This window comes from Gluconobacter cerevisiae (assembly GCF_015244675.1).
Classification (GTDB): Bacteria; Pseudomonadota; Alphaproteobacteria; order Acetobacterales; family Acetobacteraceae; genus Gluconobacter; species Gluconobacter cerevisiae.
The window spans coordinates 44,608-58,384 of record NZ_JABCQO010000001.1 but is presented as its reverse complement, the minus strand read 5'-3'; the positions used below and the strand labels follow the sequence as shown (position 1 = coordinate 58,384).

The 13,777-nt window shown below is 61.7% G+C and carries 11 protein-coding genes; 6 read left to right on the top strand and 5 right to left on the bottom strand.

Annotated elements, in window-relative coordinates; all coding sequences use genetic code 11:
• The first annotated feature begins 28 nt into the window (after positions 1 to 28).
• Complete coding sequence (locus HKD21_RS00240) at positions 29 to 997, top strand: CgeB family protein (RefSeq protein WP_194254050.1); 969 nt, start codon at positions 29 to 31, stop codon at positions 995 to 997.
• A 75-nt stretch (positions 998 to 1,072) separates the two neighbouring features.
• On the opposite strand, the gene HKD21_RS00235 is transcribed toward HKD21_RS00240, so the two are convergent.
• Positions 1,073 to 3,772: a M16 family metallopeptidase gene (locus tag HKD21_RS00235; RefSeq protein ID WP_194253694.1), complete on the bottom strand. Its 2,700-nt coding sequence runs from the start codon at positions 3,770 to 3,772 to the stop codon at positions 1,073 to 1,075.
• A 164-nt stretch (positions 3,773 to 3,936) separates the two neighbouring features.
• Here HKD21_RS00235 and HKD21_RS00230 point away from each other — a divergent pair, with 164 nt between their 5' ends.
• Together HKD21_RS00230 and HKD21_RS00225 are read left to right on the top strand one after the other, a co-directional pair.
• The gene (locus HKD21_RS00230) at positions 3,937 to 4,476 is read left to right on the top strand and encodes a hypothetical protein (protein WP_194253693.1); all 540 of its coding nucleotides are present in this window, start codon (positions 3,937 to 3,939) and stop codon (positions 4,474 to 4,476) included.
• Between the two features lie 39 nt (positions 4,477 to 4,515).
• The gene (locus tag HKD21_RS00225; RefSeq protein ID WP_194253692.1) at positions 4,516 to 5,556 is read left to right on the top strand and encodes a glycosyltransferase; all 1,041 of its coding nucleotides are present in this window, start codon (positions 4,516 to 4,518) and stop codon (positions 5,554 to 5,556) included.
• A gap of 3 nt (positions 5,557 to 5,559) precedes the next feature.
• Here the strand turns inward: HKD21_RS00225 and HKD21_RS00220 are convergent, their stop codons facing one another.
• The 4 genes from HKD21_RS00220 to HKD21_RS00205 all read right to left on the bottom strand — a co-directional run bounded on the left by HKD21_RS00220 (position 5,560) and on the right by HKD21_RS00205 (position 10,486).
• Positions 5,560 to 6,153, bottom strand: a complete 594-nt coding sequence (locus HKD21_RS00220; protein WP_194253691.1) for a DUF4339 domain-containing protein — start codon at positions 6,151 to 6,153, stop codon at positions 5,560 to 5,562.
• Between the two features lie 187 nt (positions 6,154 to 6,340).
• Positions 6,341 to 8,656, bottom strand: a complete 2,316-nt coding sequence (locus HKD21_RS00215) for a xanthine dehydrogenase family protein molybdopterin-binding subunit (protein WP_194253690.1) — start codon at positions 8,654 to 8,656, stop codon at positions 6,341 to 6,343.
• Positions 8,649 to 9,125, bottom strand: a complete 477-nt coding sequence (locus HKD21_RS00210; protein ID WP_062031771.1) for a (2Fe-2S)-binding protein — start codon at positions 9,123 to 9,125, stop codon at positions 8,649 to 8,651. The genes HKD21_RS00215 and HKD21_RS00210 overlap by 8 nt, the downstream gene beginning before the upstream one ends.
• Positions 9,126 to 9,151: 26 nt before the next feature.
• On the bottom strand, positions 9,152 to 10,486 hold the full coding sequence (locus HKD21_RS00205; RefSeq protein ID WP_194253689.1) for a cytochrome c: 1,335 nt from the start codon (positions 10,484 to 10,486) through the stop codon (positions 9,152 to 9,154).
• A 429-nt stretch (positions 10,487 to 10,915) separates the two neighbouring features.
• Between HKD21_RS00205 and HKD21_RS00200 the strand changes: the two genes are divergently transcribed.
• From HKD21_RS00200 to HKD21_RS00190, 3 genes are read left to right on the top strand one after another with little or no spacing between them, the layout of a single operon-like run.
• Entirely contained in the window at positions 10,916 to 11,974 is a 1,059-nt protein-coding gene (locus tag HKD21_RS00200; protein WP_194253688.1) for a FecCD family ABC transporter permease, read from the top strand.
• Complete coding sequence (locus HKD21_RS00195) at positions 11,971 to 12,753, top strand: ABC transporter ATP-binding protein (protein ID WP_194253687.1); 783 nt, start codon at positions 11,971 to 11,973, stop codon at positions 12,751 to 12,753. The genes HKD21_RS00200 and HKD21_RS00195 overlap by 4 nt, the downstream gene beginning before the upstream one ends.
• Positions 12,750 to 13,760 carry an ABC transporter substrate-binding protein gene (locus HKD21_RS00190; RefSeq protein WP_194253686.1) on the top strand — a complete coding sequence of 337 codons (1,011 nt, stop codon included), beginning with the start codon at positions 12,750 to 12,752 and terminating at the stop codon, positions 13,758 to 13,760. Before HKD21_RS00195 ends, HKD21_RS00190 begins: the two co-directional genes overlap by 4 nt.
• Positions 13,761 to 13,777 lie beyond the last annotated feature (17 nt).

The window sequence follows — 13,777 nt, the reverse complement described above, 5'->3', positions numbered from 1 at the left end:
CAGTGTGCTGGACAGCGCAACAGCCGGGATGACCGGCCGCGTGCTTGTCTGTAGTGGGGGGCGGTATGAAAGCCAGGCCAACACCCAGATCCGTGAGTCCATCATGGATGGCTGGGCGGAATGTTTCGGTGAAGAGAACGTCACGGCCGTTCATATTTCGGCTGCGGCCAGCTCCATCCGGGTTCTGAAGCCGACGATCGTCTTTGCCATTGGCTCCTATCTTCCCGAAAGCACGTACTTCGGTGAGGTCTGCCGTGAGGCGAAGAAGATTGGCGCCGTGACGGTCTTCTGGGCGACGGAAGACCCCTACGAGCAGGATGCGAATTATCGCATTGCCGACGATTTCGATGTAATTTTCTCCTGTGATCGCTGGGGCCATAATTTTTACCAGCGCGAGAGGGTGTTCCATCTGCCGCTGGCAGCCTGCCCCAAGCTGCATTACGGCGAAATCGAAGATCACGCGGAAAAGACAATTGATGTTCTGTTCTGTGGTGTCGCGTTTACCAACCGCAAGGATATCGTTCGCAATCTTCTGCCAGCGCTGCGGGATCTGAACATCAAGATCGTTGGGCCGGGCTGGGGCGAACTGGGGATCGGGTTTTCCGATGCCCGGATTGAGAAGTCGCAGCTTGTGGAACTGTACCGTCGTTCCAAGCTGGTCCTGAATCTGGGCCGCTCCCTGAGCTTCGAGAACAAGCGTTTCGTCATTGCGCCTTCCACGCCGGGACCACGGACGTTCGAGGCTGCGCTGGCCGGGGCGTTTCAGGTATTCCACGAGGATACCCATGAAATCCGTCGCTATTATTCGGCGGATGAAATCCCGGTCTTCTCAAACCGTGTCGATTTTGAGCGGCTTGTCGCGACCTATCTCGACAACAATGACCTGCGGGTGAAAATGGCACGCAAGGCGCAGGCGCGGACGCAGGCCGAGCATCTGTACCGGCATCGCATTCAGTATGCGCTGCGTGTTCTGAAAGACGAGGGCCTGATCGACTGACCCTCGTTCAGGACGACCCTCATAAAAAAGGCCGCGGAAGCAGTTCCGCGGCCTTTTGTGTGTGTGAAAGCCGGTTCAGTTCGGCTGCGGCCCCATGACGATCTGGGCGAGATCGGTCGGACGGACCCATTTGCGGAAAGCAGCCTGCACCTGCTGCGGGGTCATGTCATAGATGGCCTGCGCGGCCTTGGCCTGACTGTCGAGCGGCAGGTTCAGCGCGATCAGGGACAGATAGCTTCCGGCCAGGGCGCTGAAGCTGGCACGTGACATGGGCTGACTGCGCAGAAGGGTGGCCTTGGCGAGGTCGAGGCTTTCCTGCGAGACGGGAGTGGTCCGCATGTTCTCGACATCCTTGACGGCAAGCGCCCGGGCCTTGCTGACCTTGTCCGGATCAGCGCCGAAGGTAATACCGAAGCCGCTGCGGGTTCGGGAATAATTGAAACCGCTTCCTGCACCGTAAACATAGCCCGTCTTGACGCGCAGATCCTGCATCAGCCGCGAGGAGAACCCGTCTCCGAGGATCGTGTTGCCGACGGCAAGCGCGTGACGGTCTGGGTCGGTTACTTTCATGCCGATGGTCTCGACGAGCTTGACCTCGTCCTGCGAGCGGCCCGGGTCTGCTACCACGGCCTGAGAGGCGCGGCTGAGGGGAATTGCGGGCAGATCGACGTTGGGCTTGGGGCCCACGGCTTTCCAGAGGCCGAACGCCTTTTCGACGTCTGCTTTTGCGGCCTCGGGGGTAATGTCGCCGACGATCACGATGGTGGTCAGGTCGGGGCGGTAAGTGTGGGCGTAATAGGCCTGAACGTCGGCCAGTGTGAGCTTGCTGATCGTGGCAGGCTTGGTTTCACGCAGGGTCGGGTCCTGCGGGGGGACGAGCGCCTTGCGGGTGGCGCGGCCAAAGCGGTAGCCGGGCGACTGAAGCTCACCAGCCTGTGCCTGCGCGGCCTGTAGCTGGGTGACGCGGAACGCTTTTTCCGGGAAGGCCGGGTTCAGTTCATGATCGGCCAGCAGGACGAGGCCCTTCTCGAAGTTTGGCGTCAGCGTGCTCAGCGAGAAGGACGGACCGGCTTCTTCGTCTGCCGAAAGGTCATCGAGCGCACGGGCGAGGGCCAGACGGTCATGCGTCTTGCTGCCGTAGAGGAACATCTGCTGTGTGACGTCGGCCACGCCTTCCTGACCGGCAGGCTGTTCGAGGTCCGCGTTCTGGCGAATGCTGCCGATCAACTCGACCGTATGGCTGACATGTTCGGGCTGGACGAGAAGATGCAGCCCGTTTGGTAGCGTGTATGTCGTGGGAAGTGGGGCTGCGGCAGGGATCGTTAGACGGGCAAGAGCCTGCTGCGCCCAGTCCGGGAGGGTGACTTTGCCCGCAGGAGGGGTATTGAAGGATTCCGCACCGCCAAAGCCCTTCTGGCCCACAGGTTTGCCCGAAGCGCTTGGCGTCAGGGTCGCGCTGATGGCATGAGCCGGGTCGAGCAGTTTTTTCGCCAGCGCGTCGACCTGTTCCTTCGTGACGCTGCGGAAAGCGGCGAGCATGTCTTGCGGATCGTTCAGATGCTGGATGGCAACGGCCTGCGACCAGCTTTCGGCGAGGCCGGAAATGCTGTTGGCGTTGAACTCAAGCGCTGCGATTTCCTTGCGGCGGGCGGCTTCGATCAGTTCGGCCGGGATGCCGTGGGTGCGGAAATTTTCCATGATGGCCGCAACGGCTGTCCGCAGTGCGTCGGGATTGGCCCCCTTGGGGAAGCCGGCATATACGACGCCCAGCCCGGCCTGTGCATCGGGATCATACATGAAGCCCGTATCGAGTGCCTTGCCTTCAGGCACGAGGGCGAACAGGGCCGCGCGCTGGCTGCTGATGGCGTCTGCGAGCAGGGTTGTCGCCGCATAATCGGGGTCGCGCTGTCCCGGCATCCGCCATGCCATCGTCACGAGACCAATCGGCAGGTCGGTGTCGAGGGAAATGCTCTGGGCCTTGGCCGGAGTAGGGGAGACGGTGCCGCGTTCGGGAAGGGTGTTGGCCGGAATGCTGCCGAAAGCAGCCTCGACCTTTTTCAGCGTTTCCTGCGGGTCCACGTCGCCGGTGATGACCAGCACGGCGTTGTTGGGCGTGTACCATGTGTCATAGAATTTTTTCAGCAGCGGGGCGGTGGTGGCGTCAAAGGACGGGCGCGTGCCGAGGGCATCGTGTTCGTAGGGTGTGCCAGCGTAAAGGGCGGCGCGGATCTGCGAGAGATAGCGGTAGATCGGGCTGGAGAGATCGCGCGAGACTTCCTGTTCGATCGCGCCTTTTTCATGCGCCCATTCGGCTTCGGTAATGTTCAGGCCGCGCATCCGTCCGGCCTCGATTTTCAGCAAAACGTCGAGATCGCTGGCGGGGGCCTTGAAGTAATATTGTGTGACGTCCGAGGTCGTGTCCGCGTTGTCGTTATTGCCGAGTTGCGCGCTGATGGTGGAGAGCTGGTCGCGCGAGAGGGCCTTCGAGCCGTTGAACATCATGTGCTCAAGCGCATGGGCCGTGCCGGGAAAGCCTTTCGGCGCATTCACGGAACCTGTCTCGTAATTCAGCATGGTCTGCACGACCGGAGCGAGCGTGTCGCGCACCACGATCACCCGCAATCCGTTTGAGAGCGTGGCACGGGTAACCGTCGCTGGAGCTGCACTCGCCGTCTGGGTCGCTTCAGGTGCGGCGTGAGCTCCCGCCAGAACCGGAGGGGCGAGCATGGTGGCTGCCAGCAGGGAGAGGCGGGAGAGACGGGAGAGTGCGGACATCGGTTCAGATCTTCCTGAGGAGAAACGTATCTTCACAAAAGAGTAAAGCTGTTGCGCCGGTTTCTGTCCACCATGTGTAACCCGTGTCTGAAGCCCTGTATCTGACGGTAGGATGAAGAAAAAATTATGTGCAGCAGAGCGGAGAGGCGGATAAAGGATGTGTGATGACTTTACCTGAACGCATTGCCCAAGTGGATGACTGGCTGCTCGACCGGCTGTTCCAGCCTCTGGCGGACCGCCTTCCCGATCGCCTGACGCCGCTCCATCTCGGCCTGAGCTGTCAGCTCGGGGCGCTGATGCTGGATGGGCTGTCTCTTGTGCTGCCGATGCTGCTGTTCGGTGCCAGTCTGGGCAACATGATCGACAGTGCGCTGATCTGGTGCGTCAGTCTGGCGTTCTTTCTGGGGATGCGGCGTTCCGCGCCGATGGTGCGGCCCGGAATGCTCAATCCGCTGCGACCGCTGCTTCGGGCCATGCGGCTGCTGTCGCTGGCCTTTCTGGCGTATCAGCTTTTCCGGGGGCTGGGGGCACCCGATTTCGTCTGGCTGGTGACGCAGCTGACGACGATTTCCCAGCTTCTCTTTACCATTGGCCTCTACCTCGTGGCCTGTCAGCCGCGGCCGCCCTTGCAGCGCATGTCCAGCCGTAGCGGCCCGATCATCGAAGGCGTCTGGGGCACGGCCGGGGGCCGGTTGAACTCCTGACATCCCGTTTCCTCGCCACGCCCATCAAGGAACACGCGCGTGACATCCCGACTGCGAATTCTGCATTGTCTCTCGACCCGGGAATTTGCGGGAACGGAGCGACATCTTGCGGAACTCTCCGCCATTCAGGCGCGGAGCCATGATGTCACGCTGCTTCTGGAACGCAGGACGACCGATGCGCGCACGGGCGGGGACATTCAGGGGTTTCTGTGTCCTGACGTGAAAATCGTGCGGGCTGGGCGCGCGGGTTATCTGCCCGCATTGGCTGCGGAGCTTCGCAGTGGGCGGCACGATATTGTTCATACCCATCTCGGGCGGGCCTCTGCCCGGGCGAGCTGGCTGCGCCGGGCGGGGCTTGCGGGGTCGGTGCCTGTCGTTGCGACGTTGCACACCTCCTATCGCGGTCGCAGCTATGGCACGCATGACGGGCTGGTCTGCATCGCGTCCTGGCAGCGCGATGTTCTGCCAGAACGACAACGCGAAGCCTGTGCGCTGATCCCCAACTGGACGGTTCCTCCCCAATCTACGGCGGCATGTCGTGCGGCTTTGCGGGAACGGATGCGGCTTGAATGGCGTATTCCCGAGGGTGGGGTCGTGATCGGGGCCGCTGGGCGGATGGTGGAGGAAAAGAATTTCCAGCTTCTGATAAAGGCGTGGAAACAGGCCGGTCTCAGACCCGAGACCCGGCTGGTTCTGGTCGGGGATGGCCCGGAGCGGTGTGCGCTGCAAAAAGCGGCGCAGGGCCAGACGGATATTCTTTTTACCGGCTATCGCACGGACATGCCCGATCTTCTGACCGCGTTTGATGCGTTCGTCGTGCCCTCACGTCACGAACCGTTCGGGCTGGTGCTGCTGGAAGCCATGGAGGCTGGGTTGCCGGTCTGTGCGACGGCGGCGGGTGGGGTAAAGGATATTCTGGCAGATGCACCGGAATGTTTGCTGCCGTCCGGTTGTCTGGAGGCCCTGACGGCCGGGTTGCGGCGTCTTGAAGCTGCGGCGCCGCGTCAGTGGGATATGTCCCGTTACCGGATCGCCACGGCGGCCAGTAGTGTCGAGGCTTTTTACCGCCGGTACTGCTGAACCTTACAGTTCGTAGTACCGGCGGGAGACGTAATCCGACAGGCCGACATCCGGGAAGATGTGCCACCCCGTGGTGAGCGCGGGAACGAACTCGCAGAGAAACACCAGAACCGACAGGAAAAAGAGCAGCATACCGTGTCCGACACTCTGGATGCGGCGCCAGAAATAAAGCGGTGGCAGCAGGATCCACAGGATCGTGCCGGGGCGGAAACCCGCAGCGAGCAGGCTGCGACGGTCCATGACGAGAGCCATGTAGAAAATGCCGATGCTCACGATCATGGACGCGAAATTGCTGGCGAAATCGGGGATGAATCCGAAACCCTGAAGGATACTGACCGCCATGCTGCCGAAAAACGGCCCAACCAGACTGAGCCACAGCCAGCGGTTCGAGATCAGGCTGGCCGGGAGGGCCGGAGGAACCCCTTCGGGTTGAGGAGGCCAGAAGACGCAGCTTCCGGCAGGGTGCCATTCACCGCCGAAATCCTCGGTCCAGCACAGGGTGGAATGCCCGATGATGCCTTCGGTCACGAGGGCTTTCATGCCGTCTGCGGACACCGGTCCCTTGCGGGTGCCATGGTCTTCGTAAAACCAGCTCACAGTTTGTCCTTTTCCCGGCGGCGCATCGTTCGGGGCCTGTTGGGTCCAGAACACTGCAGTCTGTCACGACTTTCGGGGGGCTTGGCAAGACCCTCCTGCCCGGATGACGGGTTCGGGCCTGTGGTCCTGTATGAAAAAGGCCGTAGTCCCGGCTGGGGCTACGGCCTTTTCCTGATTGGCTGACGGCTTAGCGTGGGTGCTGTTGCAGTTCGCGGCGCACATCGGCTGGACGCATCGGCAGGTGCCGAAGGCGGACGCCGACGGCGTTGAAGATCGCGTTGCCAATGGCGGGGGCGACAACCGTAACACCCGGCTCACCAAGGCCCGTGGGCTTTTCGGTGTTCTGGACGAACTCGATGTCCATCTCCGGCACGTCGGGGAGGCGCAGCGGGGTGTAGGTGTTGAGGTTGCGATCCTTGATCGTGCCATCGACGATTTCGGTGCCCTCGAACATCGCCATGCTGAGGCCCCAGAGCGCCGCGCCTTCGGTCTGGGCAAGTGCCCCGCCCGGATCAACGATAATTCCGGCATCCAGCACAAGCCAGAGCTTCTGGCAGGTGACGACGCCGGTCTTGCGATCGACATGAACCTGCGCCGCACCGGCCGTCCAGGTCGGCATACCGCGTTCCTGACCGAAGCTGGTGGCGATGCCGATGGCCGTATCGTCGGGAAGCTGTTCCTTACCATAGCCGATCTTGTCGGCCAGGCGCTGGAGTACGGCGGCCTGACGCTTGGCGCCGCCCACGGAGTTCGGAGCCTGACCGGCGTTACGGCCCTGCGCCGTGAACATGGACAAACGGAATTCGAGCGGGTCCTGCTTCGTGGAATGAGCAACCTCGTCGAGGAAGCATTCCAGCGCCCAAGGTGTCCAACCAGCGCTGACCGAGCGCAGCCAGCCGGGACGGAAGGTGGCGTTGGCAAGATCGTTGCTGACGGCGCGGACGCGCGTCGGGCCTGTGTCGTACCAGTGATCCGCACCTGCGATGGCGAACGGATCGTATTTCTTCCCGTCTTCAGCCGTGGCGAGGAAGGCCGGAGCCATCACCTGCGTCGGCCAGCCCGCGACCGCGACATAGTCCATGGTCGTGATCTTCTTGCGATCGTTGTCGAGCGCGACCTTGATGTTCTGAAAGGACGGCGAGCGGATGGAGTCCAGCTCCATGTCGTCGGAGCGCGTCAGGATCAGCTTGACCGGCGCGCCACCGATGGCCTTGGAGGCCAGAGCGGCCGGGATGCAGTAATCGCCGTTCAGACGCCGCCCGAAGCCACCGCCGAGCATATAGGTCCGCATGACGACCTGCTCTTCGGGAACCTGAAGCGACTTGGCGAGCTGCGGCAGAATAAGGGACTGCCACTGGTTGCCGGTATGGATTTCCCACATGCCGTCGATATGACGCGCCACGGCATTGACCGGCTCAAGCTGGTAATGCGCGACGGATGCGCAGGTATAGCTGCGTTCGAAGACCTGATTGGGATGGATCGCAAGCGCTTCGTCCACGCCCTTATCGTTGAAGACGCAGGCGCCGTTCTTCGGATTGAGCGTCAGCTTGCGGCCATGTTCGATGATGTCCGCTTCGGAGACATGGATCGTCGGGCCGGGATTCCACTGCACTTTCAGTGCGTCGGCGGCGCGGATTGCGGCGGGATAGGTCTTGGCCAGCGCCACGACCCAGCCCGGAACGATTCCGGACGGATCGTCCAGAACCACATAGCGCTCGTAGCCGGGAATTTTCTTCGCGGCGCTGTCGTCCACGGAGACGACCTTCGAGGCATAGCGCGTCGGTGGCATTTTCGGGCGGCCATACAGCATGCCGTCCAGTTTAACGTCGATGCCGTAAATGGCCTTGCCGGTCGTTTTGTCCGGGATATCGAGCGCCGGAACCGGCTTGCTGATGAGGCGGCGGTCCGCGACTGGCTTGAGCGGCAGCTTCGCCATGTCTTCGGGCGTGAAGGTCCGGGTCGGCTTGGCGCGGGCCACGATGTCGCCGAAGGAAACGCTCTTGCCGCCAGCAGAAACAACGCTTTCGCTGACGGTGCAGCGTTCCGGCGTCGTGCCGAGGAGCTTGGCACCTTCTTCAAGCATTACGCTGCGGGCTGCGGCACCGGCCTGACGGAAGGTGTCCCATGTGTCCCAGACGGACCAGGACCCACCGGTGACGTATTTCCCGGCCCATTTGGGCGCGGTGTCGACCTCGGTGATCTTGATCTTGTCCCAGCTCGCGTCCATTTCGTCCGCGATGATGCGGGCGAGCGCGGTGCCGACATGCTGGCCCATTTCGGCGCGCACAATGTTGACGTTGATTGCGCCGTCAGGGGCGATGGCGCACCAGATGTTCGGCTCGAATGCGGCTTCCGGCGGCATGGGGGACGGCAGTGTTACGGCGGCACCGGCCTTGCGGGCGAAACCGAACATCAGTCCACCGCCAGCGGCCGTCATCAGGAAGTTGCGGCGGGAGAGGCGCGCGGCGTCGCTCTTTTTCGCAATCTGTTCGATTTTAGCCATTGTTGGCGCCTTCCTGCTGCTTGGAAGCAGCTTCCTTGATGGCCTTGCGAATGCGGATATAGGTCATGCAGCGACAGAGGCTGCCGCCCATCACGCCGTCGATCTGATCGTCCGTCGGGTTCGGATAGTCCTTCAGGAGGCTTGCGGCCTGCATGATCTGACCGGACTGGCAGTAGCCACACTGCGGCACCTGCTGGTCCCGCCAGGCGACCTGCACGACGTGGTTGCCTTCCGGGTCGAGCCCTTCGATCGTGGTGATCGAAGCGCCTTCCACGGCGGAAAGCGGCGTGATGCAGGAGCGTGTGGCGCGTCCTCCGACATGGACGGTGCAGGCACCGCATTCGCCGATGCCGCAGCCGAACTTGGTGCCGGTCATGTTCAGGTCGTCACGGATGACCCAGAGCAGGGGGGTGTCTGCCGGGGCGTCGACCGTAACGGGCTGTCCGTTGAGTTCAAATTTCGTGGTCATGTCCTGTATTCCCAGTCCTGCCCGGATCAGTGCGAAGCGGTGATGGGCGGAGCTTCAAGCGTGGCGCGCGCGCTGGCGGCCTTCTTTTCCAGATCCGTCCAGGGGGGAAGCGTGGTGCGTGTGCGACGCAGATACGCGGCGATGCGGGCCATGTCATGATCGGACAGGCCGGAATAGAAGCTCGGCATCGAGATGTGATCCTGACCTTCCTCTGCGGTGATGCCATGCAGCATGACCTGATAGAGGTTGTTCGGCTCATCCAGCCACAGCGCGTTGTTCAGGGCGAGTTCCGGGCGGCCGAGCACGGGGTTCGGGCCGGAGTTGTAGTGGCAGGCGCCACAGGCGGCCTGATACAGACGGGCATCGGGATCCTGCGTCAGCGGGCCGGTCAGGTTGATGCCGGACATGTGCATGGCGCGGGCAATCGCGGCCTGATCGCCGCCGCTGCGCTGTGCGGCCTTGTCCACATCTGCATAATAATGAGCGATGGCGCGTACGTCTTCCTCGGGGATTTTCGACAGGAAGCGATGCGGCACGGGGGACATCGGGCCTGCGGCCGAACCGTGCAGCGGAGCCACGCCAAAGCGCAGATACTGGAACAGCTCGTCTTCGGTCCAGACGACCGGCGTCGGGTTATGGTCGTTCAGGGGCGGCGCGATCCAGCCGTCGATGACTGCGCCGTCATAGACCTTGCTCATCTTTTCGGCGCCGAGAAGATTACGCGGCGTGTGGCAGGCGCCGCAGTGTTCGTTACCTTCGGCGAGATAGGCGCCGCGGTTCCACTGGGCATCATGCTTCGGATCGTTCTGATAGCGGCCCGGCGTGAAGAACAGCAGCTTCCAGAAGCCCTGTCCGATCAGGCGGATGTTGATCGGGAAAGGGACCGTGTTGTCACGCGGCTTCATGTGAACGGCGGGCTGCGTCATCAGATACGCGTACAGATCCGAGACGTCCTGATCGTTGACCTTCGTAAAATGGTCGAAAGGGAAGGCCGGATAGAGCTGTGAACCGTCGCGGGCGATGCCCTTGTTCATGGCGCGCTTGAACGCGGCCAGCGACCAGTTGCCGATTCCCCACTGCTCGTCCGGAGTGATGTTGGACGAGAAGATGTCGCCAAAAGGCGTGGCCATTTTGAAGTCGCCAGCCATTTCGGGGCCGGGGGTGCCATCTACGCGGGTGTGGCATTCCGCACAGTAGCCGCCATTCGCGACAATGGCACCACGTTTGATGGCGTCAGCGGAGAACGACGAGGCGGCTGGCCGGGGGATCGGAGCGATGGCGGGGTACCAGGCATAGGCAAGAAAGCCGATGCCTCCCACTGCACCAAGGCCAATGACAGCGGCAGCTATCCGTTTGAGCATGGTTGAACTGTCCCGGAAGGATTGAAATCATTTGCCACAAAAGGCGGCTGTTGCGTGCAACCTAAGGCACGGGACCATGAAAGGGAAGATTGCGCTATCTCAAAAGCGTGCGTTTCCTAAAATAAATGCAATCAGAGTCATGAAAATAACACAGGTTTTCGGGCGTTGCCGCGTAAATCCGGGACTGTTTCAGTCCTGATTATAGTATTTCCGGATGAAAATCTTATGGAGGATAACGGTGATACTGGGGAGATTGTTCGAGATCCTGTTACAATTCCTCTAAACGGAAGTATGTTTTATGACAATTATTATGACACCGGGTGTCAAAAAATCCTATGCTTTTGGGGCATTTCAGGTGAAGGATACGGATGGAAACTATGAGTTGAGATCACTGTGCGGGGATTCTGGCGGCATAGGGGAGCTTGGCTTATGGTTTTCCTGCGGCAGGTTTTGTCTGCCGTTCTGCCGAGAGGACCTGCCATTTCTGTCCGTCCTGCCCTGATCCGTGCCGTTGCCCTGACGGGTGCGGTTCTGAGCGTGTTGTGCGCCCTCTGTCTGGGGCGTTATCCGTTGTCTCCGCTGCGGGTATTTGGAGTGTTCGGGCATTTGCTACATCTGTCCGCGGGGGGCGATCCGCTTGCGCAGGTGGTAGTGATGCAGGCGCGATTGCCGCGTATTCTGGCGGCGTTGCTGGTTGGAGGTGCGCTGTCCTGTGGCGGCGCGACCTATCAGGCTGTGTTCCGTAACCCACTGGTCTCGCCGGATCTTCTGGGCGTTCTGAGTGGTGCGGCGTTTGGGGCGGCGCTTGCGATCGTCAGTGGCGGATCGGCGTTTGTTGTGCAGATGGGCGCGTTCGGAGGTGGGTTGCTGGCGGTTGGGTGTGGGCTTCTGATCAGCAGAACCCTGCCGGGGGGCGGGGTTTTAGCCCTGCTTCTGGGCGGCCTGATCGGGAACGCGATTTTCACGGCCTTATTGTCTTTGGTGAAATATCTGGCCGACCCGATGGATCAGCTTCCGGCCATTGTGGACTGGCTTCTGGGGAGCCTGGCGCCAAGTGGGTGGCACGAACTGGCGTGGGTGTCTGGTCCGCTCATCGTGCTGACAGTGGTGCTTGTTTTGTGTGCGCCCGTTCTGGATGTGCTGTCGCTCGGAGATGACGAAGCGCGCAGTCTGGGTGTGTCAGTGCGGGTGATGCGTCCGGCGCTGATCGTTCTGGCGACGCTGGCTTGTGCCATGACGATTTCGATGGCCGGAATTATCGGTTGGATCGGGCTTCTGGTGCCGCATGTGGCGCGCCTTCTTGTCGGAGCGGAACATCGGAACATGATGCCAGTGACGGCGCTGCTGGGGGCGGGGGGGCTGGTGCTGGCCGATACCTGCGCACGTAGTCTCACAACGGGCGAGGTTCCGCTTGGGATCGTCACGCAACTGTTTGGCGCTCTGGCTTTCGTGCTGGTGCTGCGGCGACTGCGGGGCGGGATGGCATGACGTTGCTGTCGTGCCGCAATCTTGGTTTCCGACAGCCACGGCAGACCGGGTTTGTGCTGGAGGATATCGATCTTTCGTTCCGGGAAGGCGAACTGGTTGGGCTTCTGGGCCTGAACGGTGCGGGCAAAAGTACCCTGCTTCGGCTTTTGATGGGTTTTCTCGTGCCCTCGACCGGAGAGGTCTTTCTTGAGGAGCGATCTCTGCGGGCGTGGCCTGCTTCTGCCATTGCGCGGCACCTGGCCTATATGCCGCAGAGCCATGTGGCGACGTTTCCTTATACGGTGCGGCGGATGGTGGAGCTTGGACGGGTGCCGCATTCCGGCCTGACGGGACGTTTGTCTCCGCAGGACCAGATGGCCGTGGCGGCAGCATTGGAGCGAATGGGACTGGAGCGCTTTGCTGATCGTCCCGTCACGGAGCTGTCCGGTGGCGAGCGTCAGCGGGTCGTTCTGGCGCGGGCTATTGCGCAGGATGCGCGGGGTCTGCTGCTTGATGAGCCTATGGCGGGTCTGGATTACGGCTATCAACTGCGGCTGATGGCGCTGCTGGCGGAACTTGCGCAGGAGGGGCGGCTTGTTATGCTCACGTCGCACCGACCGGAAGAGCTTTATGCGCATGCCAGCCGGGTGCTGGTTCTGGATCATGGCCGGATCGAAGCCGACGGGCCGCCACAGGATGTCGTGACGGCTCAACGGATGTCGGCGCTTTACGGGATGCCTCTGATGCAGATGGATCATGCCGGAAACCGCTTTTTCCATCAGGAAAGGAACGAGAAATGACACTGGGACTGACATTGTCACGGACCCTGAAGCGGTTTTCGGCCCTGACATTTCTGGGGACGGCTTTGCTGGGGGCGGTTGCACTTCGGGGGCCGGCCGCACACGCGGCGCCTCCCACCCGGATCGTGGAAGGCTGGTACGCCCATAATGCGATGCTCATCATGATGGGCGCGCAGAACCGGATTGTGGGAACTGTGGCGCGCCCGGCGATGCTGCCCTGGATGTTCAAGCTGGTGCCGTCGCTGTCCAGAGCCGAGACGCTGGACCCCGGCAATCTGAATGCGGAAGAGCTTCTGGCGTTGCATCCGGATCTGGTGTTCGTGACGGCTTCGGGCCATTCCGCCGATGCCCTGACGCGGGCCGGGCTGAACGTGGTGCCTGAAGGGTTTGACCGGTTTGATTCGATGCTCGACTGCGTAGACGGAACCGCGACCCTGCTTCAGACGCCTTTGGCGACAAAGCGGGCGCAGGCCTATCGCCTGGCGTTTCTTCAGGCCATCTCGCAGGCTCCGACCAATCCGCAGGGGCCGCGCGTGCTGCATGTAGAGTCCTTCAAACCGCTCAGGGTGGATGGCGATGCCAGTATCATCGACCAGTGGATCCGCAGTGCGGGTGGGCGGAATGCCGCACAGGGCATTCATGGGAACAAACAGCCCGTTTCAATCGAACAGGTCCTGTCGTGGAACCCGGAGATCGTCATTATCGGTGCCAATGCGGGCGATCCGGCGTCACTGACGCAGGACCCGGTCTGGTCGAAGGTCAAGGCCGTGCAGTCCGGGCGCGTCTATCGCAATCCGACCGGGCTGTTTCCGTGGGACCGTTATGGGCCGGAGCTTTTGCTTCAGGTTCTCTGGTCGCGGCAGATCGTTCAGACAGGGCAGGTGGATCGGCCTGCGATGATCCGGTCTGTCCGCTCTTTCTATCACGAGTTCTATGGTATTGCGCTCTCTGCCGGGGATGCGGAGCTTATGCTTGATGCGCGCCCTCCCGCGCCCGATACGCACTGAAATTCATATTCAGGGAC